General features: G+C 56.2%; 13 protein-coding genes and 3 tRNA genes. 13 read left to right on the forward strand and 3 right to left on the reverse strand.

Going from position 1 to position 19,257, the window contains the following annotated elements; genetic code table 11:
* Nucleotides 1-69 precede the first annotated feature (69 nt).
* The 13 genes from IPM27_01555 to IPM27_01615 all read left to right on the forward strand — a co-directional run bounded on the left by IPM27_01555 (nucleotide 70) and on the right by IPM27_01615 (nucleotide 14,441).
* Nucleotides 70-924 (forward strand): radical SAM protein, encoded by an 855-nt coding sequence (locus IPM27_01555; GenBank protein MBK9160254.1) that lies wholly within the window; start codon nucleotides 70-72, stop codon nucleotides 922-924.
* A 98-nt stretch (nucleotides 925-1,022) separates the two neighbouring features.
* Nucleotides 1,023-3,020, forward strand: a complete 1,998-nt coding sequence (locus IPM27_01560) for a UvrD-helicase domain-containing protein (GenBank protein MBK9160255.1) — start codon at nucleotides 1,023-1,025, stop codon at nucleotides 3,018-3,020.
* Nucleotides 3,021-3,872 (forward strand): 23S rRNA (adenine(2030)-N(6))-methyltransferase RlmJ, encoded by an 852-nt coding sequence (locus IPM27_01565; GenBank protein ID MBK9160256.1) that lies wholly within the window; start codon nucleotides 3,021-3,023, stop codon nucleotides 3,870-3,872.
* Between the two features lie 45 nt (nucleotides 3,873-3,917).
* Nucleotides 3,918-6,050, forward strand: a complete 2,133-nt coding sequence (locus tag IPM27_01570) for a hypothetical protein (GenBank protein MBK9160257.1) — start codon at nucleotides 3,918-3,920, stop codon at nucleotides 6,048-6,050.
* Nucleotides 6,050-6,703 (forward strand): uracil-DNA glycosylase, encoded by a 654-nt coding sequence (locus tag IPM27_01575; GenBank protein MBK9160258.1) that lies wholly within the window; start codon nucleotides 6,050-6,052, stop codon nucleotides 6,701-6,703. Before IPM27_01570 ends, IPM27_01575 begins: the two co-directional genes overlap by 1 nt.
* Nucleotides 6,678-8,504, forward strand: a complete 1,827-nt coding sequence (uvrC, locus tag IPM27_01580) for an excinuclease ABC subunit UvrC (GenBank protein MBK9160259.1) — start codon at nucleotides 6,678-6,680, stop codon at nucleotides 8,502-8,504. The genes IPM27_01575 and uvrC overlap by 26 nt, the downstream gene beginning before the upstream one ends.
* Before the next feature lie 6 nt (nucleotides 8,505-8,510).
* Entirely contained in the window at nucleotides 8,511-9,083 is a 573-nt protein-coding gene (pgsA, locus tag IPM27_01585) for a CDP-diacylglycerol--glycerol-3-phosphate 3-phosphatidyltransferase (protein MBK9160260.1), read from the forward strand.
* A 39-nt stretch (nucleotides 9,084-9,122) separates the two neighbouring features.
* Nucleotides 9,123-9,199 (forward strand) — tRNA-Pro (locus IPM27_01590).
* A gap of 32 nt (nucleotides 9,200-9,231) precedes the next feature.
* A tRNA-Arg gene (locus IPM27_01595) sits at nucleotides 9,232-9,308 on the forward strand.
* 24 nt (nucleotides 9,309-9,332) lie between these two features.
* A tRNA-His gene (locus IPM27_01600) sits at nucleotides 9,333-9,408 on the forward strand.
* 310 nt (nucleotides 9,409-9,718) lie between these two features.
* On the forward strand, nucleotides 9,719-11,512 hold the full coding sequence (locus IPM27_01605) for a TonB-dependent receptor (protein ID MBK9160261.1): 1,794 nt from the start codon (nucleotides 9,719-9,721) through the stop codon (nucleotides 11,510-11,512).
* A gap of 5 nt (nucleotides 11,513-11,517) precedes the next feature.
* Nucleotides 11,518-12,447, forward strand: coding sequence for a hypothetical protein (locus tag IPM27_01610; protein MBK9160262.1), 930 nt, complete (start codon nucleotides 11,518-11,520; stop codon nucleotides 12,445-12,447).
* Nucleotides 12,444-14,441 (forward strand): response regulator, encoded by a 1,998-nt coding sequence (locus IPM27_01615; protein MBK9160263.1) that lies wholly within the window; start codon nucleotides 12,444-12,446, stop codon nucleotides 14,439-14,441. The genes IPM27_01610 and IPM27_01615 overlap by 4 nt, the downstream gene beginning before the upstream one ends.
* A 152-nt stretch (nucleotides 14,442-14,593) precedes the next feature.
* Here the strand turns inward: IPM27_01615 and malQ are convergent, their stop codons facing one another.
* Genes malQ through glgC form a run of 3 tightly spaced genes read right to left on the reverse strand, consistent with a single transcriptional unit; the run spans nucleotide 14,594 to nucleotide 19,248 of the window.
* Nucleotides 14,594-16,099, reverse strand: a complete 1,506-nt coding sequence (malQ, locus tag IPM27_01620) for a 4-alpha-glucanotransferase (GenBank protein MBK9160264.1) — start codon at nucleotides 16,097-16,099, stop codon at nucleotides 14,594-14,596.
* A gap of 58 nt (nucleotides 16,100-16,157) precedes the next feature.
* On the reverse strand, nucleotides 16,158-17,873 hold the full coding sequence (locus IPM27_01625) for a glycoside hydrolase (protein ID MBK9160265.1): 1,716 nt from the start codon (nucleotides 17,871-17,873) through the stop codon (nucleotides 16,158-16,160).
* A 49-nt stretch (nucleotides 17,874-17,922) separates the two neighbouring features.
* Nucleotides 17,923-19,248: a glucose-1-phosphate adenylyltransferase gene (gene glgC, locus IPM27_01630; protein ID MBK9160266.1), complete on the reverse strand. Its 1,326-nt coding sequence runs from the start codon at nucleotides 19,246-19,248 to the stop codon at nucleotides 17,923-17,925.
* Between the last annotated feature and the right edge of the window lie 9 nt (nucleotides 19,249-19,257).

Here is a 19,257-nt window from a genome sequence, read left to right on the forward strand (position 1 = left end):
GCATGTTGAATAAAACCGCCGGACTCCCGCTTGCGCGGGAATGACATTGTAGAATTTTCAGGGGTGTCCTTGAGCGAAAAAAAACTCAGCACTGTTGAGCACGGCCGCGACAACGCGGAACTGCGCTACGTCTACCCGGTAGTGTCGCGCCGCGCGGGCGGCGTCTCGGTCGGTATCAACCTCAACACCAACAACGCCTGCAACTGGCGCTGCCTCTACTGTCAGGTTCCAGACCTACAGCGCGGCAGTGCACCACATGTTGACTTGTTGTTATTAGAGAGCGAGTTAAGATGGTTTCTTAAAGAATTACTGTATGGAAATTTCATGCAGGAACGCGTCCCTGAGAAAGTGCGGCGCATCAACGATATTGCACTGTCCGGTAACGGTGAATCAACCAGCGCGGCGGAATTCGCGCAGGTCATCGAACTCATCGGGCGCGTACGACGCGACTCAGGATTGCCGGAAGAGGTCAAGACCGTTCTGATCACCAACGGCAGCCTGTTGTACCGCGAAGAGGTCCGGGAAGGGATACGCCGCATGGCGCAACTCAACGGAGAGGTCTGGTTCAAGCTGGATCGCGCCAGCGAGGCGGGGATGCAACGGGTCAACGACATCCGGATGACGTTGGACAAGGTGCGTTCCAACCTGACCGCATCCATCCAACTATGCCCGACCTGGTTGCAGACCTGCTGGTTCGCGCTGGACGGCACCCCACCGTCGCGGCAGGACGAGGACGACTATCTCGAGTTCCTTGCGGGACTGTTGCGCGACGGGGACCGGCCGCAAGGCGTGCTGCTCTATGGTCTGGCACGGCCTTCGATGCAACCCGAGGCGCCGCGTCTGTCGGCCCTGTCGAATGAGCAGATTGAGGCGTTCGCCACACGGATCCGCGCATTGGGTATTGAAGTAAGGGTCGCGATTTAACTTGTTAACCCGCCGGTTAAGAGTCCGATCCGGATTTCCCCCGGGTTCCTTTGGTATCATGCCGGCCTTTCCGCAATCCCATCCACAAGTTTTCCAGAATGTCAGACAAACTCAATCCCGTGCAGCGCGAGGCCGTGAAATATCTCGACGGCCCGTTATTGGTGCTGGCCGGGGCGGGTAGCGGCAAGACGCGCGTGATCACCCACAAGATCGCCCATCTGGTGAACGGGTGCGGCTACGAACCGAAGCACATCGCGGCGATCACTTTCACCAACAAGGCGGCGAACGAGATGCGCGAGCGGGCGGGGCAGTTGCTGAAAGGCGTGGATACCACGGGGCTGCTGGTCAGTACCTTCCACTCGCTGGGCATGAACATCCTGCGCGCCGAGGCGAAGTGGCTGGGCTACAAGCCGCGCTTTTCGATCTTCGACAGCAGCGACACCTGGAAGATACTCGGCGAGTTGACCAATTCCCCGGACAAGCAGGAGCTGCGCGACCTGCAGGTGCGCATCTCGAACTGGAAGTCGGCCTTCGTTTCGCCGGAGCAGGCGGCCGGAATCGCGGAAAGCGACGAGGCGAGGGTGCAGGCGCGCATCTATGCTCGCTATCAGGAGACGCTGCGCGCCTATCAGGCGGTGGATTTCGACGACCTGATCCACCTGCCAGTGGTGCTGTTCAGGCAGCATCCGGAAGTCCTGTTGCGCTGGCAGATGAAGTTGCGCTACCTGCTGGTGGACGAATACCAGGATACCAACGATTGCCAGTACCAGTTGGTCAGGTTGCTGGCGGACATGCGCGGGGCGTTCACCGTGGTGGGCGACGACGACCAGTCCATCTACGCCTGGCGCGGCGCCAGCGTCGAGAACCTGCACAACCTGCGCAACGATTACCCGAACCTGAAGGTCATCAAGCTGGAGCAGAACTACCGCTCGTCGCAGCGCATCCTGAAGGTGGCGAACCACCTGATCAAGCACAATACCAAGGTGTTCGAAAAGAAGCTGTGGAGCGACCACGGTATCGGGGATCCGATCCGCGTCTATGCGGCGCGCGACGACGAGCATGAGGCCGAGAGCGTGGTGCTGAAGCTGCTGTCGCACAAGTTCGAGCATCGCACCCGGTTTTCCGATTACGCGATCCTGTACCGCAGCAACCACCAGTCGCGCGCCTTCGAGGAGCAGCTGCGCGCCCAGCGCGTGCCCTATACCGTCAGCGGCGGCACATCGTTCTTCGACAAGGCGGAGATCAAGGATATCACCGCCTATCTGCGCCTGATCGCGAATCCAGACGACGATCCGGCCTTCATCCGCGCGATCACCACGCCGAAGCGCGGCATCGGCAATACGACGCTGGAGAAGCTGGGCAGCTACGCCGGGACACGCCACATCAGCCTGTTCGAGGCGGCCTTTGCGCCGCAGGTGCAGCATGACATCCAGCCGCGCCAGTACGAGGAGCTGATGACTTTCTGCAATTTCATCAACCGCATCCAGGACCGTGCCGACAAGGATCCGTGCGGTGAGTTGCTCGACGAACTGCTGCGCGCGATCAACTATGAGTCATGGCTATATGACACATATGACCCGGCGCAGGCCGAGGGCAAATGGAAGAGCGTGGACGATTTCACCGGCTGGCTCAAGCGCAAGGCCGAGGCCGAGCAGCGGTCGCTGCTGGCGATGGTGCAGACCATCGCGCTGATCAACATGCTGGACGGCAAGGATCAGGAGCCTGACGCCGTCGCGTTGTCCACGCTGCATGCGGCCAAGGGGCTGGAGTTTCCGCATGTGTTCATCGTCGGCGCGGAAGAGGAGATATTGCCGTTCCGCGACAGCGACGAGAGGCAGATCGAGGAAGAGCGTCGCCTGATGTATGTCGGCATCACCCGCGCCGAGCGCAGCCTGCAGATCAGTTATTGCAACCGCCGCAAGCGCGGCAGGGACTGGCTGGCCAGCGAACCGAGCCGTTTTCTGGAGGAGATGCCGGAAAGCGAGCTGGTCTATGCGGGCGACCGTGCCGGAGCTGTCCCAACTGTGACCAAAGATGAAGGGATGGATAAACTGGCGAAACTGAAGGCGATGCTGAACAAGGGCGGGGAGGCGTAGATGCTCAGTTACCGCCACGCCTTCCATGCCGGCAACCATGCCGATGTGCTGAAGCATTTCGTTGAGATGCAGTTGCTGCGCCATCTGGCGCAGAAGGACAAGCCGTTCTGGTATATCGACACCCATGCGGGCGCCGGCTGTTACGCGCTGGACAGCGGCTATGCGACGCAGAATGCGGAATACGAGAGCGGTATCGCACGGCTTTGGGGTCGGGACGACCTGCCCCCCGCGCTGGCGGAGTATGTGGCGCTGGTGAAACGTATCAACCCGGAAGGGGAGTTGAAGCTGTATCCCGGTTCGCCGCTGGTCGCGCTGGAACTGTTGCGCGAACAGGACCGGATGCGGCTGTTCGAGTTGCACCCGGCGGACAGCGACCTGCTGCGGCAGAATTTCCCCGGACGCGAGGCGCAGGTCATGATCCGGGAAGAGGACGGATTCGGCGCACTGAAAGCCTTGCTGCCGCCTCCGCCGCGCCGCGCACTGGTACTCATCGACCCGCCCTATGAGGACAAGCAGGATTATCGCCGTGTGCCGGAAGCGTTGCGCGAGGGATTGAAACGCTTCGCCAACGGGGTCTATGCGGTGTGGTATCCGATGTTGCAGCGCGCCGAGGCGCGGCAGCTGCCGGAACAACTCAAGCGGTTGCCGGTGAAAAGCTGGCTGCATGTCGCGCTCACCGTGCAACCGCCGGGCGAGGACGGCTTCGGCATGCACGGCAGCGGGATGTTCGTCCTCAATCCACCGTGGACATTGCATGGCGTATTGCAGGAGACCATGCCGTATCTGGCCGGGATGCTGGGGCGGGACGGCGCTGGCGGGTTCGTGCTGGAGCAGCATGAAAACCCGGATTAGGCTTGTATAATCGCCCCGTTCTTAACTTGCGAAGACGAACAGACTATGAATACTCATCACAAATGGAAGTTCTTCCGCGCCGGCGGTTTCGACCAGGTGCAACTGGATACCGGCGCAGACCTGCTGGCGCTCAAGGAGTTGGATCAGAAGTTGTGGGTGGCGCTGAGTTGCCCGACGCGCGGCATCGAGTTCGATTCGAAGACGCTGGACATGATCGACAGCGATGCGGATGGGCGCGTGCGCGCGAACGAGGTGCTGGCGGCCATCGCATGGACCGGCGGACTGCTCAAGGATGCCGACCTGCTGGTCAGGGGCTCGGATCGTCTGGCGCTCGCCGACATCGACGATAGCAGCGACGAGGGCAGGCAGATATTCGCTTCCGCAGCACATATCCTGAAGAGCCTAGGCAAGCCGGATGCAACCGGGATCTCGCTGGCGGACATGGATGATATCGAGAAACTCGTTGCAAACCAGGAGTTCAACGGCGACGGAGTGATCGGCGCCAAACAGGCGCATGACGACGGATTGCGAACCGCGATCGAGGATATCGTCAAGTGCATGGGTTCGGCGGCCGACTTGAGCGGCGAGGTCGGCATCAACCAGGAGTTGTCGGACAAATTCTTCGCCGAAGCTGCCGCCTATGCGGAATGGTATGCGCAGGGCGAGGGCGATGCGGATATCCTGTTCTCGGGCGACAGCACATTGGCGGCGGCAGACGCCTTCCGTGCCGTGAAGGACAAGGTCGGCGATTATTTCACCCGCTGCCAGCTGGCCGCCTACGATGCGCGCGCCGCTGTTCCGCTGAGCCGTTCTGCCGACGATTACGGGAATCTGGCCGCGCAAAGCCTGTCCCCGCAACATCAGGAGGTGGCGAATTTTCCGCTGGCTACGGTGGAGGCGAACAAGCCGCTGCCCTTGCTTTCCGGCATCAATCCGGCGTGGCAGGAGAAGGTGGGCGACCTGCGCGAACGGGTCATCGTGCCGCTGTTCGGCAAGAAGGAAAGTCTGGATGCCGCCGAATGGGCGACCGTATGTGCCCGGTTCACCGCGTTCGAGGCCTGGCTGGCGAAGAAGCCGGCAAACAGCGTGGAGCCTTTGGGTATCGCGCGCGTGCGCGCGCTGCTCGGCAGCGAATACAAGGCGACGATCGACGACCTGATGGCGAGTGACAAGGCGGTCGAGGCGGAGGTCAAGGCGATCCGCTCGGTGGAAAGACTATTGCGTTACAACCGGGATCTGTTCGGGCTGGTGAACAACTTCGTGTCGTTCCGGAACTTCTATACCGGCAAGGAGAAGGCGATCTTCCAGATGGGCACGCTGTATCTGGACGGGCGCAGTTGCGAGCTGTGCATCCGGGTCGAGGATGTGAACAAGCATGCCGGATTCGCCAACATGAGCGGGATGTGCCTGGCTTACTGCGAATGCGTGCGCAAGGGCGGTACCGAGAAATTCAATGTTGCGGCGGCGTTTACCGCAGGCGATTCTGACTTCCTGCTGGTGGGGCGCAACGGGATCTTCTATGACCGCAAGGGACAGGACTGGGATGCGACCATCGTGCGCATCATCGATCACCCGATCAGCATCCGGCAGGCGTTCTGGTCGCCCTACAAGAAACTCACCAAGATGATCAGCGAGCAATTGCAGAAATTCGCCGCATCCAAGGCGAGTTCGGTGGAAGGCAAGATGATCAAGGCAGTTGTGGATAACGGCAAACCGGTTGCGGATGCCTCTGTCGCCACTCCGGCCAAACCGGCTTTCGATGTCGGCAAGTTCGCCGGTATCTTTGCGGCGATCGGACTGGCGATCGGCGCAATCGGCGGCATCCTGGCCTCGATCGTCAGCGGTATCCTCGGGCTGGAGTTCTGGCAGATCCCGCTGGCGCTGGCCGGGCTGATGTTACTGGTCTCCGGCCCGTCGATGGCGTTGGCCTGGTTCAAGCTGAAGAAGCGCAACCTGGGCCCGATACTGGATGCATGCGGATGGGCCATCAACGCGCGGGTGCTGGTCAATATCCCGTTCGGGACTTCGCTGACCGCGCTGGCCGATCTGCCCAAGGGCGCGACCCGTTCACTGGTCGATCCGTTCGCCGAGAAGCCGATCGTCTGGCCATATTACGTGCTTGCGCTGGCCGCAATCGCTACACTCGTCTCCCTTTGGTACTTCGGTATCTTCGGTTGATGGCGTTTTCAGAAGATTGCCGCCGTTGTTCCCGTCTGGCCGGATTCCTTGAGCGGGTGCGCGCCGAGCATCCCGCTTACCATGCGCTGCCGGTCAGTTCGTTCGGCGAGGCGGGCAGCCGTTTCCTGATCGTCGGACTGGCTCCCGGCATGCACGGCGCGAACCGTACCGGCAGGCCGTTCACCGGGGATTATGCGGGCAACCTTTTATATGGCTCGTTGCACAAGTATGGATTCTCCACCAGCGCCGAGCCGCTGGATGCAGCCGGAGATGCGAATCCGGACCTGTATCTGAAAGGCTGCCGCATCTGCAATGCGGTGCGCTGCCTGCCACCTCAGAACAAGCCCGAACCTTCCGAGATTCGCGACTGCAACGGTTATCTGGCCGATGAACTGTCCTTGCTTCCGGCAGGCGCGGCCGTGCTGGCGCTCGGCACGATCGCCCACCAGGCAGTGTTGATGGCGCTGGGGGTGCGCAAGAGCAGCTTTGCCTTTGCGCATGGCGCAAGGCACGAATTGCCCGGCGGCCTGTCGCTGTTCGACAGCTACCATTGCAGTCGCTACAACACCCAGACCAGACGCCTGACCACGCCGATGTTCGATGCGGTGATCGGGGCTGTTGCAGATCATGTCGGCCAAGACAGATATATTTGATCCCAAGCCCATCCTGGCCAGCCTCCCTTTGCTGCCGGGCGTGTACCGTTTTTATGACCACAAGGGCGATGTGCTGTATGTCGGCAAGGCGCGACAATTGAAGAAGCGGGTCGCCTCCTATTTCCAGAAGGCCAATGTTTCGCCGCGCATCAGGATGATGGTGTCGCATATCGCGCGCATCGAAACCACCGTGACGCGTACCGAAGCGGAGGCGTTGCTGCTGGAAAATAACTTAATTAAATCATTAAGACCGAGATACAACATATTGTTTCGTGACGATAAGTCATATCCGTATATTGTGTTGACTGGAGAGCGATTCCCGCGCTTGACCTATTACCGTGGAACGCCTGACCGCAAGCACCAGTACTTCGGCCCCTACCCGAATGCGTATGCGGCCAAGGAGAGCATCCAGCTTTTGCAGAAGATATTCCGCATCCGCACCTGCGAGGACAGCGTGTTCAACAATCGCACCCGTCCCTGCCTGTTGCACCAGATCCACCGCTGTACCGCGCCTTGCGTGAAACTGGTCACGGAACGGGATTACCAGGCCGATATCCGTAATGCAGAACTGTTGTTGCAGGGCAGGCATCAGGAGGTCGAGCAGGCCTTGCGGGATGCAATGGAGCGGGCGTCCGGGGCGCAGCATTACGAACAGGCAGCGGCCCTGCGCGACCAGTTGCGTGCTTTGCACACCGTGCAGCAGAGACAGTTCGTCGAGTCCACCGGTAGCGCGACCGATGCAGACATCATTGCGTTGGCGCAACAGGGCGAACTGACATGCGTCAATCTTGCAATGGTGCGCGGCGGGCGGCATCTGGGCGACAAGAGTTTTTTTCCGGAACATGCCGAAGGCTTGGCAGCGGACGAGATCATGCAGGCGTTCATCGCGCAGCACTACCTGGATCGCAGCGTGCCACCTTTGCTGGTGCTGGACGGGGAATGTCAGGATGAGACGCTGGCGCAATTGCTCGGCGAACAGGCGGGGCGCACCATCAGGATCAGTAGTGCCACATCCGGGGCGCGCCGCCAGTGGCTGGAAATGGGGCAGCGCAACGCGCTGCTGGCTGTGCAGCAACGTGCGATGCAGCAGGGTGGGCAGAAGCTGCGGCTGGACAGGTTGCGCGAATTCCTGGATATGCCGGATCTGCAGCGCATCGAGTGTTTCGACATCAGCCACACGATGGGCGAGGCGACGCAGGCATCCTGCGTGGTATATGAGAACCAGGAAATGCGCCCGGCGCAATACCGCCGCTACAACATTGCCGGTATCACGCCCGGCGACGATTATGCTGCGATGCGCCAGGCGCTGATGCGCCGTTACCAGAAGCTGGCGGAGAACAGCCATGAGGGTGCGGGCGCGCGGCCCGACCTGATCCTGATCGATGGCGGGTTGGGGCAGTTGCGCGTCGCGATGGAGGTGATGCAGGAACTGGGGCTGAACGAACTGGCTCTGGTTGGTGTGGCCAAGGGCGAGGAACGCAAGGCCGGACTGGAGCAGTTGATCTTTCCCGACGGTAGCGCAAAGCGATTGTCCGGCGACGAACCGGCATTGCACCTGATCCAGCAGATACGCGATGAGGCGCACCGCTTCGCCATCACCGGCCATCGGGCCAAGCGCGGCAAGGTACGCACTGCATCCAGTCTGGAAGAGATCAGCGGAATAGGGGACAAGCGGCGGCGCAGTCTGCTGACCCACTTCGGCGGCCTGCGCGAAGTGGCGCTGGCCAGCGTCGAGCAGCTTTGTCAGGTGCAAGGTATCAGCAAATCGCTTGCCGAGAAGATTTACCAGCAGCTACACTAGCTCCCCATGCGCCTCAACATCCCCAATCTGCTTACCTGGCTGAGAATTCTGCTGATTCCGGTTTTTGTCGCCGTCTTTTATTTATCGGACAGCACGCTCAGCCCCCATATGAAGAACTGGGTCAGCACGGGCGTTTTCCTGCTGGCGGCTGTTACCGACTGGCTGGATGGCTATCTGGCGCGCAAACTGAACCAGTCATCTGCCTTTGGCGCATTCCTGGATCCGGTGGCGGACAAGTTGATGGTGGCTGCCGCGCTGATCCTGCTGGTCAAACTGGGACGGGCCGATGCGATCATCGCGTTCATCATCATCGGGCGCGAGATCACCATTTCCGCGTTGCGCGAGTGGATGGCGCAGGTAGGCGAGAGCAAGAGCATCGCGGTATCCATGCTGGGCAAGATCAAGACCACATTCCAGATGATCGCGATACTGTTGCTGCTCTACCATGATCGCCTGTTCGGGATCGATTGCCTCGCAATCGGCTCCTTGTTGCTGTATCTCGCCGCGTTGCTGACGTTATGGTCGATGGGCTACTACCTGATGCTGGCTTCGCCACAGCTCAAGAAACATCAAAACTGAATTGATTTATCAGTCTGCGTCTGTATAATGCGCACCCTTCGGGGTGTAGCGTAGCCTGGTAGCGCGCCTGCTTTGGGAGCAGGATGTCGGGAGTTCGAATCTCTCCACCCCGACCAGATTCGAAAAGTATCGCACCGCGAAAAGAATTGTGCCCGTAGCTCAACCGGATAGAGCACCAGCCTTCTAAGCTGGGGGTTGCAGGTTCGATTCCTGTCGGGCATGCCAGTGTCCCGCCAGAAATGTTCAATGGTGGCTGTAGCTCAGTTGGTAGAGTCCCGGATTGTGATTCCGGTTGTCGTGGGTTCGAGTCCCATCAGCCACCCCATAAACACTCGAGATGACGCCGCAATTGCGGCGTTTTTCTTGGGGTGCCCCAGAAAATACATAGGCCTTCAGGCATATGGACAGGCTCCTCTCCGAGTGCGACACTTCGCCATACCTAAAATAAGCTCAGCAGGGGAGGGTGTTCTCGCATGAAACGGTATCGATTGTCAGCGATGCTGCTTGTTTCAGCATTTGCTCCGCAGGCTTTTGCCGCTTCTGAATATCCGAGCGAACAAGCGTATTTTCAGGACTTCCCCGTTGTGCTCAGTGCTTCGCGATTGACGCAGCCTTTATCGGAGGCGCCGAATGCGATGACGGTGATCGACCGAGGGATGATCGCCGCTTCCGGGTTCCGCACCATCGCGGAATTGTTCAGGTTGGTGCCTGGAATGTATGTGGGATACGACAGCGGCCATTTGCCTTTTGTCAGTTACCACGGCACAACGGATCAATACGCCAGACGCATGCAGGTGCTGGTGGATGGACGAACCGTGTTCCTGCCGCCATTGGGAGGGGTCGACTGGCTGGATATCCCCTTGCACATGGATGACATCGAACGGATCGAAGTGATACGTGGCCCGGCTGCCGCATCGTACGGTGCGAATTCACTACAGGGTGTGATCAGCATCATCACCCGTGATGCGGCATCCAGGGAGGGAGCGGCGGTCACGCTGACCGGAGGTAACGGAGGGATTGCCGATGCATCCGCACATTTGGGTGTCCATGGCGACAATCTGGATTACCGCCTCACGTTGTCAAACCGAGTGGATGATGGTTACGACCTGAGAGTGCTGAACGATGGCAGCGAGACGCGCCAGATCAATCTGCGCGGGAACTACCGTTTCAATACTCGGGACAACCTCGATTTCCAGCTAGGCTATAGCGACGGGACTCGCGGTGCAGGCAATTTGTTGAGATTGACAGAACTGTTCCGGGATGTCAGGACTTCGTCGGACTTCCAGCAGTTCGACTGGTCCCGCGCACTGTCGGATGGTGGGGAACTCAAGCTGAAGTATTACCACATCTCCCGCAGCTACATGGACAACTCATCGCAAGCCATTGATAAAGATGAGTTCCAGGCCCATCGCCACGAGCTTGGTCTGCAACATACCATACTGATGGGTGATTCAAACCGTTTGGTGTGGGGTGGAACGGCACGTTATGACACTGCCGCAAGCACGATGCTTTTCAAACAGCCGCAGTCCCTGCAACTGCTCCAGGTCTTTGCGCATGACGAATTGAGGATAAACCATTCGCTGCTGGTCAATCTTGGAGCGATGTTCGAAGACGATGGAATGGGGCATCAAAACCTTTCGCCGCGTGCCTCGCTGAACTATCACGTCACACCTGACCATACGTTGCGCGCAAGCGCCTCGGTGGCATATCGCAGTCCAGTAATGGTTGAGCAGTCTGCAAATACTTCTTACACGGTCTCAAGGCCGTTCAGAAGTGTCGGCAACTTGTCGCCGGAAAAAGTATCGTCCAGGGAGATCGGTTATCTGGGCGAGTTCAGGGAACTGGGAATTTCGGTGGATGCAAGGGTTTATCAGGATCACGTCAGTGACTATATCTTCCTTGACCCGCAACCGACCGCGCCGTTGTCTTTCAGTTTCAGCAACCTGTATGGGGCAAAATTCCAGGGGATAGAAGGTACGCTCAAGTATCGCTGGAGCGAACAAGGCCATCTGGTTTTCAATTACTCTCATCAGCGCGCCAGCTGTGCGATCAGCGGCACGATGACGATGCCAGCTTTTATGCCCCTTCTTCAGACTTATGTCGACCAATGCCCTTTTCTGGTACCTCCAGACAGCGGCAGTATTCTGCTGACCGAGCAATTGACACCCAATCTCCAAGTCAGTGCCGGGTATTACCATCAGGAAAAGGTACAGGTACTTGATGCGCAATGGCCACAAAACCTGATGCGCAGGCTGGATCTGAGGGTGGCTTATGCGTTTGGCCGTCAAGGTGTTCCGGGAGGGGGAGAGGTCGCCCTGGCGGTGCAGAATGCTCTGCAGGATAATTACACAGAGTATTCCAACGTACCCCAGAAATCTGGGTTCGTCGCTAATCGCCGCGCCTACCTGACCGCAACGCTGGAATTCTGACTGGCATGATGAACTTGCGGCGTTTATTCCGAATCCTTGCCCTGTCGGCCGCATTCATTGCGACGCCGTTATCGTCGTGGGCTGGAGAAACGCACGTCCTGCTGGTGTTGAGTGATAGCACTCCTCCTTACCAGTCGTTTGCCACGGCGTTGAAACAGGCATCCGAGGCGTCGGTTGTGGTGCAGGAAGTCCCTCTTGATGCAGACTCCCCTTTGCCGTATGCCGATCTGGTCGTCGCAGTTGGAATGAAAGCGCTGGAATCGGCACTTGCGAAGTATGATGTTCCGGTGTTGGGAGCGATGGTTCCCAAGGCGGGCTATGAGTATTTATTGAGGAAGTCCAGTGTCAAAGCGCGCTCCACAGGAGTTTCCGCGATATATCTCGACCAGCCGTGGGAGCGGCAACTGGACTTCATCCGGGCCAGCCTGCCAGACTGCCAGCGGATCGGCATACTGCATTCACCCGGGAATGCAATCGAACTTGCCACACTGGGTTCGATTGCGAAAAAACGGGGTCTATTATTGGACAGACGAGAGGTTGCTTCTTCCAATATGCTGTTTCCTGTTCTGGAAGAGCTCCTGAATGAGGCTGAGGTACTTCTTGCCATCCCAGACAGTGCGATTTACAACGCCAGCAATATTCGCAACATCCTGCTGACCAGTTATCACCTGAAAGTCCCCTTGATTGGAATATCGAAAGCCTATGTGAACGCTGGTGCACTTGGCGCAATCTTTTCCACGCCAGAACAGATTGCCGGGCAAACTGCCGGGGTGATTGGTTCATTCGAAACCAATCGGCGACTGCCTGAACCAACCCATCCGGATGCCTATGATATTTCCTTAAATCATGAGGTTGCGCGATCCATGGGGGTCGTCTTGTCGCCCCCTGAAGACATTCGTAAGCGTATGGGTAAGACCGGGGAGGGTGCACGATGAATCGATTCGGCATTCGCCAGCAGGTAGCATTGCTGACTCTTGCTCCGCTACTCCTCATTTCGATCAGCTTGGGATATTTCTTTTTGACCAGCCGTTTCCAGGATATCGACGAAAATTTGCTGGAGCGCGGAAAGCTGATAGCGCGCCAACTGGCATCCAGTAGTGAATATGGTGTGTTCTCGAACAACCAGGTATTTCTGCAGAATATCGCAGACGGGGTTCTGCAGGAGCAGGATGTGAGCGGGGTGATTGTCCTGAATTCAGCTTCCGAGATATTGATCGAAGCGGGGGGATTTTCCGCACCGCTTAGAGGTGCCGTTGAGGATGCCAACTTCGCTGTGGCTGGTTATCCTTCCGGGCAGTCGCAAATATCGTCTGCCGGTGAAATCAAGGAGGCGGTCAACCTTCTGACCCCGATTCGCAGCAACAAGAATAGCTTCTGGATATATCAGCCGATTATTCCTGCCCAAGTGGAATTTGACGAATTCGAATCAGGGCAGGTTGTCGGGCAGGTTGGCGCCGTCATCGTGGAAATGACCAAGGTGAACGCCAGTGCCACCAAGAGCCATATGCTCTGGTTGACGATTATCGTTGCCGGGATATTTCTGGCAATGTCCCTGTTCCTTGTTTTTCTGGCCAGTCGCAGCATCACTTACCCGATCCGGAGGCTCAGTGACGCGGTGAAGGCGATCGGCATCGGTGATCTCGATACACGGGTTTCTTTGACAACACGTGTGAAGGAACTTGCCACGCTGGCAGAAGGCCTGAACGATACAGCCGCTCAGTTGCAGCAGGAGCGCTCGATCCTTCAGCAACGGATAGAGGAAGCGACGCGGGAGCTGCGTGACAGGAAAGAGGAAGCGGAACAGGCAAATCATGAAAAAAGTCGTTTTCTGGCGGTGGCCAGCCATGATTTACGCCAGCCATTACATGCATTAGGCCTGTATGTCGCGGAATTGCAACGCAAAATAACCAGCGACGAACAACGGCATCTGCTTGTCCAGGTGGAAAGCTCCGTTGAGGCGCTTTCTGCTCTTATGAATGCTTTGCTCGATATTTCCAAACTGGACGCGGGTGTGGTTGTGCCGCAACAGCAAACTTGCAGTGTAAAAGGCATCGTGGAGCATGTTATTGCGGATTATCGAATGCTTGCCAGCATTAAGAACATCCAGTTGGCCGTCAGGTCGTGTTCGTGGCATGTAACCAGCGATCCGCTACTCTTGGAACGCATTCTGACGAATCTGGTCAGCAATGCAATACGCTACACCCATCCGAACGGGCGCGTCCTTGTTGCTTGCCGCCGACGTGGGCGGTTCCTGCGCATTGAGATTCGCGACAATGGTCCGGGCATTCCAAAATTAGACCAGTCCAATATTTTTCGCGAATTTTTCCAGTTGAATCATCCTACGTTAACTGACGAGAAGGGATTGGGACTGGGATTGTCCATAGTCGAGCGTCTGGTCAAGTTGCTCAATCACCGTATCGAATTGCGCTCTGCACCGGGTAAAGGCTCCGTATTCTCTTTGGAATTGCCGATGGCAACTCCTGTCACTAATCAGGATTTAACTGACGATCCGGACTCGAATGGGGATGACGGAGCAGGAAACGACCATCTGGTTTTGACGAGCAAAAGGTTGTTGGTGGTAGATGATGACGAGATGGTGTTATCGAGCACATCCGGCATTCTGACTGCATGGGGTGGCAAGGTCAGTACGGCAGCCTCTCTGGAGCAGGTCGAGCGACTATTGCAGAGCGGCGAAAAGTGGGATTTGATTATCAGCGATTACCAGTTGGAGGGGGGTACGAACGGTATCGATGTGGTCACAATGGTACGCCAGAACCTTGATGTCAATATTCCCTGTATTCTGATCAGCGGCGATACAAGTCCGACGATTCTTAAACTTGCCAGCGTAGGGGGTTATCGGTTATTGCACAAACCTGTCAGACCCGCCAAGCTCAGGTCGCTGGTTGAATACTTACTTAACGTGGGGTAATCATCTGGAGAGTGCCGCTTGGGGGCGGTTAACCGACAGCATGTTAAACGCGAATTCATACCGGCTTGTCCTGCCCTGATATTCGCATAATGTATATTATGTCAAACGATAAAGATAATTAATTCTATTCGGATACATCAGGTTAGCATTTCTTAATTGATGCCGACCGGGAGGCGCCTGTTTGCGGAAGACATCTGCGCCAACATGGCGGTATGGCCCTCTTGAATCTGGTTCCAGCTAAAGCGCCACTCCCAGTTGCCAATGGGCTGACCTGGGAAGTTCATGCGATGTTCTCCGGAAAGACCAAGGACATCCTGCATTGGGAAGATAACGGTATTGGCAATAGAGCTAGATAAGCTTCGCATCATGTCCCAGTGGATCGCTGCTCCGTCGCTATTCAAATACTGCATGGCAAAACTCCGGATTTCCTCGGGCATGGAGTTCCACCAGCCTAAGGTTGTATCGTTGTCATGAGTTCCGGTGTAGGCAACAGTGTTGGGGATATAGTGATGAGGCAAGTAATGATTCCCCTCCCCCTCACCAAAAGCAAATTGCAAAATACGCATGCCAGGAAGATTGAATTTGTCGCGAAGTTCTACAACATCAGGCGTAATGATCCCCAAGTCCTCAGCAATGATGGGCAGGTCTGGAAAAATGTGTTTGAATGTTTCAAACAACTTTTCGCCAGGCCCTTCTTTCCACTTTCCATTCATTGCATTAGGAGAATCTGCCAAGATTTCCCAGTAAGCTGAAAAGCCTCTGAAATGATCAATGCGTACCGTATCTGCCAGTTGCAGGGCATGTCTCAGGCGGGCCACCCACCATGAATAATCAGTGGCCTCATGTGCTTCCCAGCGATATAAGGGATTGCCCCATAGTTGACCGGTTTCGCTGAAATAATCCGGGGGTACCCCAGCCACAACGGAGGGTAGTCCACTCCCGTCCAACTCAAACAATTCTTGATGCGCCCATACGTCTGCACTTTGATAGGCAACGAATATTGGAACATCCCCAATGATGCGGACGTTATGATCGTGGGCATATTGCTTTAATTTCAGCCACTGACGTGCAAAGCACCATTGGCAAAATTTCCAGAAATTCAGTTCATTGGAATAATCATTTTCGATTCTGGATAGCCATTCCGGATCGCGGCGGACAAATTCCTTCGGCCAGTGATTCCACTCGCGCCAATTTTCGAGCTCGGAGATTGTCATGAATAGCGCGTAGTCATGAAGCCAGTCTTTTTCGGCATCGCAATATTCGGCGTAAGAATCTCGCATGTTCTGGATGCCATCCGTAAAGAACTTTCTTGACGCACGACGTAAGCGTTCCATGCGGAATGGCTGCGCCAGCAGGTAATTCACACGGTTCGAGTCGAACTCGGGAAGGGGGATCATATCCTCCTGACGCAACCAACCATGGTCAGCGAGCTCGATAATATCGATAAGCAGAATATTGCCTGCGAAGGCGGAACTGCTCATATAGGGGGAGTTGCCCGGTCCGATTTCTCCAAGCGGCAGAAACTGCCAATAGGTCTGCCCTGCGCTTTCCAGCCAGTCTATAAACCGGTATGCATCGCTACCGAAGTCGCCAATGCCAAACATACCTGGAAGGGAGGTGGGATGAAGTAGTATTCCGCTGGCTCGGTTGTTAAGCATAAATATCGTCTGGTAAATCCGAGGCTAATGCACCGGAAAGAGTCTTGAGGTTCTGAAATTACTCGGATGCGCGGCGCATTGCTCCGTGGGCTTCGGTTTCTACTGCACTTCCCTGGCTTACTGGTTCGGACAGATTGCGCGGAGCGGGCAATTTCAGCAGACGGTACAACTCGGTCAAATTGTGTCTGAACAAACGATCAAAACTGGCTACCGAGAGAGATGGGTTGTAATCGCCAAACCACCAGAACCAATCCGAACTTTCGCAAGAACAAAGCTGCTTTTCAGCTGCCTCTTGTTCTGCCTTGCTGAGACGACCGCTGGCCATGACCATGTCAAAGCTTTGCTTGGCGACGCAGAGCAAGTCCCATGCGCGATTCTTATCCTTGGAACCGATCCATGTCGAAAAATTACCATATACCCAACTGCCCGCGACGATATCGGAAAGGTTCTGTGGGCGTGCGCTATCGGAGCGTATCTGACTCAACTTCAGATAATCGCTAAAAGTCGTGGTGTGAATTTTTGTCTGTGCCTCAAGCTGGGAGTACAGCTCGTCGAGGAAGTAAAAACCGTTGTAAGGATAATATTCCCATGCGTTTTCGCCATCCAGAATGACGCTGACGACAGGAGTTTCTCCATCAGGCGCATGTTTGGCGATATCGTTGAGTTGATCGATAAAATGGTGGGCTGCATCTTTTCCGTGCCAGTTTGAATATTCGAAACCGATGGCATCGGACAAGCGATCATCCCGGAAAAAACAGCTCAAATCTTCAGCGCCGTTATTCAAACGATATGGCCGGTACAAATACTGATGGCGGTCGGGAACGGTATGCAGCGATTTGCGCAAGCTGTTCACCAAAACGCCCTCTCCGCTGGCTGCCCAGAGGCAGCCTTCGGCAGCCAGAACTTCCAGCGTTTCCGAGGAGATCGATCCTTCGGCTGGCCACATTCCATGCGGCTCGGTACCAAAACGGCGTTGATGACTTTGCTTGGCCAATCGGACATGTTCTGTTACACGTTGTCGTCCTTTGGGATAATGAGGAGAGTTGGGTAAGGGTGCATCCGGCATGGCTTCCTTGGCGCTGTCGAAATCTATCATCAGCGGTGCCAGCGGGTGGTAATGCGGTGTCGCCGAAATTTCGATTTGTCCAGACTCGGATAACTTGCGATAACGCGGGATGATGTCGGCAATCAATTCGCCTATGAGGTCAAGCAGCTGCCTGCGATCTTCATAGGTAAAGCCTTCCGCTTTGCTCATCAAGTGAGGCACCAGTGCATGTTCGCGACGCACGCTTTCGCCACACCATGCCAAGTGATACCAAGTCAGCAAATCGCTCACGTACTGCCCGGACAAATAAGACAATGCAGTCTCACCGTCGGGTTGCAAGCGGTTATACAACTCCAGCAAGCGGTTATAGGCAGGGTAAGGAGAAATCATCTTGGAATGATAGGTGCGGAAACAGGCGTCAAGCGCCAGATGGCGATCTTTAGGAGTCAGATCGCAGGCATCTTCATGTATCAGCAGGCGCAGCAATGGGTCGCGCAATCGTTTCGTGGCAAACTGTTCGGCGTAATCTTCCAGTTGATCGAGCAGAATGGGCACAAAATTCACCACGGCTCGCACCTTCGGATGCCGCTCCAGATGATAGGCCATGTCGGTGTAATCCTTGATGGCGTGGAGATAAGTCCACGGCAACACGAAATCCCCGCTGGCATAATCGCGGTAGTCCGGCTGGTGCATGTGCCAGAGAAAGATCAGATCAATATTTTTTTTCATAACGGCAGCCCCCCCCGCCATGTGGTGGCGGGGGCGGTTGGATGTTGTATTAACGATTATTGTGTATCTTCTGCCCAAGCATGTCGGGCGTAACAAGCGTCACGCCATTCTGGCTGACGTGAAAACGTTTACGATCCTCTTCTGGATTGACGCCAATCTGCATGCCTTCCGGAATCCTGCAATTCTTATCTACGATCACCTTCTTGAGCACGACATGACGGCCCACATCCACGTTAGGCAATAGTACAGAGTCCTCAATATTGGAATAACTGTTCACGCGCACATCCGAAAAAAGTAGCGAGTGCCTTACAGTTGAACCGCTGACGATACATCCGCCGGAAACCAGTGAGTCAATCGCCATGCCGCGACGGTCATCCTCGTCGAACACGAACTTTGCCGGCGGCAGTTGTTCCTGATGCGTCCAGATCGGCCATTCCTGATCGTACATATTCAAGTCCGGAATCACTTTGGTCAGTTCCATGCTGGCTTCCCAGTAGGAATCAATGGTACCCACGTCGCGCCAGTACGGAATATTGTCATCGCCCATCCCAACGCAGCTTTGCTCGAAGCTCTGGGCAAATACCCGATATTTTTCAACCATATGAGGAATCAGGTCTTTACCGAAGTCATGACTTGAGTTGGGGGCGTCCGCATCCCGGATAAGTTGTTCAAAAAGGAAACCGCTGTTGAATACATAGATACCCATGCTGGCCAGGGATTTTTCCGGATTGCCCGGAATGGACGGTGGATTGGCAGGTTTTTCAACGAATTCGACGACGCGCGAGTTTTCGTCCACGCCCATCACACCGAATGCTTTCGCCTCTGAAACAGGGACTTCCAGGCACGCAACCGTCATGTCTGCCTTGCTTTCCACATGGAAGGCAAGCAGCTTGCCGTAATCCATTTTGTAAATGTGATCGCCCGCCAATATCACGACAAAATCGGGATTGCTCTCACGGATGATATCCAGGTTCTGGAATACCGCATCGGCTGTACCTCTGTACCACTGATCCTCGCTGACGCGCTGTTGCGCTGGCAGCAAATCAAGGAACTCGCCGAATTGGCCATTCAGGAAAGACCAGCCACGCTGCAGATGCTGGATCAGGCTGTGTGATTTGTATTGGGTAGCTACGCCGATCCGGCGTATGCCTGAATTCACGCAGTTGGAGAGGACGAAATCGATGATGCGGAACTTCCCGCCGAACGGAACAGCAGGCTTGGCGCGCCAGTCAGTCAGCTCATGCAAACGGCTACCTCGCCCGCCGGCCAGTACCATCGCATAGGTATTCTTGGTGATGCGACTAACGAAACGCGGCGCAGGATCGCCGGATGCAACATGATATTTTTTCTGCAAATAACCCAACTCGGCATTCATATTTCACAT

The sequence above is a fragment of the Nitrosomonadales bacterium genome (assembly GCA_016716325.1).
In the GTDB taxonomy this organism is placed as follows: domain Bacteria; phylum Pseudomonadota; class Gammaproteobacteria; order Burkholderiales; family Gallionellaceae; genus Gallionella.

What these genes read in the sequence shown, in the direction of transcription:
- IPM27_01560 (MBK9160255.1), top strand. Translation starts at nt 1,023, where the DNA reads ATGTCAGACAAACTCAATCCCGTGCAGCGCGAGGCCGTGAAATATCTC.
- IPM27_01565 (MBK9160256.1), top strand. Translation starts at nt 3,021, where the DNA reads ATGCTCAGTTACCGCCACGCCTTCCATGCCGGCAACCATGCCGATGTG.
- IPM27_01570 (MBK9160257.1), top strand. Translation starts at nt 3,918, where the DNA reads ATGAATACTCATCACAAATGGAAGTTCTTCCGCGCCGGCGGTTTCGAC.
- IPM27_01575 (MBK9160258.1), top strand. Translation starts at nt 6,050, where the DNA reads ATGGCGTTTTCAGAAGATTGCCGCCGTTGTTCCCGTCTGGCCGGATTC.
- uvrC (MBK9160259.1), top strand. Translation starts at nt 6,678, where the DNA reads ATGTCGGCCAAGACAGATATATTTGATCCCAAGCCCATCCTGGCCAGC.
- pgsA (MBK9160260.1), top strand. Translation starts at nt 8,511, where the DNA reads ATGCGCCTCAACATCCCCAATCTGCTTACCTGGCTGAGAATTCTGCTG.
- IPM27_01605 (MBK9160261.1), top strand. Translation starts at nt 9,719, where the DNA reads ATGACGGTGATCGACCGAGGGATGATCGCCGCTTCCGGGTTCCGCACC.
- IPM27_01610 (MBK9160262.1), top strand. Translation starts at nt 11,518, where the DNA reads ATGATGAACTTGCGGCGTTTATTCCGAATCCTTGCCCTGTCGGCCGCA.
- IPM27_01615 (MBK9160263.1), top strand. Translation starts at nt 12,444, where the DNA reads ATGAATCGATTCGGCATTCGCCAGCAGGTAGCATTGCTGACTCTTGCT.
- malQ (MBK9160264.1), bottom strand. Translation starts at nt 16,099, where the DNA reads ATGCTTAACAACCGAGCCAGCGGAATACTACTTCATCCCACCTCCCTT.
- IPM27_01625 (MBK9160265.1), bottom strand. Translation starts at nt 17,873, where the DNA reads ATGAAAAAAAATATTGATCTGATCTTTCTCTGGCACATGCACCAGCCG.
- glgC (MBK9160266.1), bottom strand. Translation starts at nt 19,248, where the DNA reads ATGAATGCCGAGTTGGGTTATTTGCAGAAAAAATATCATGTTGCATCC.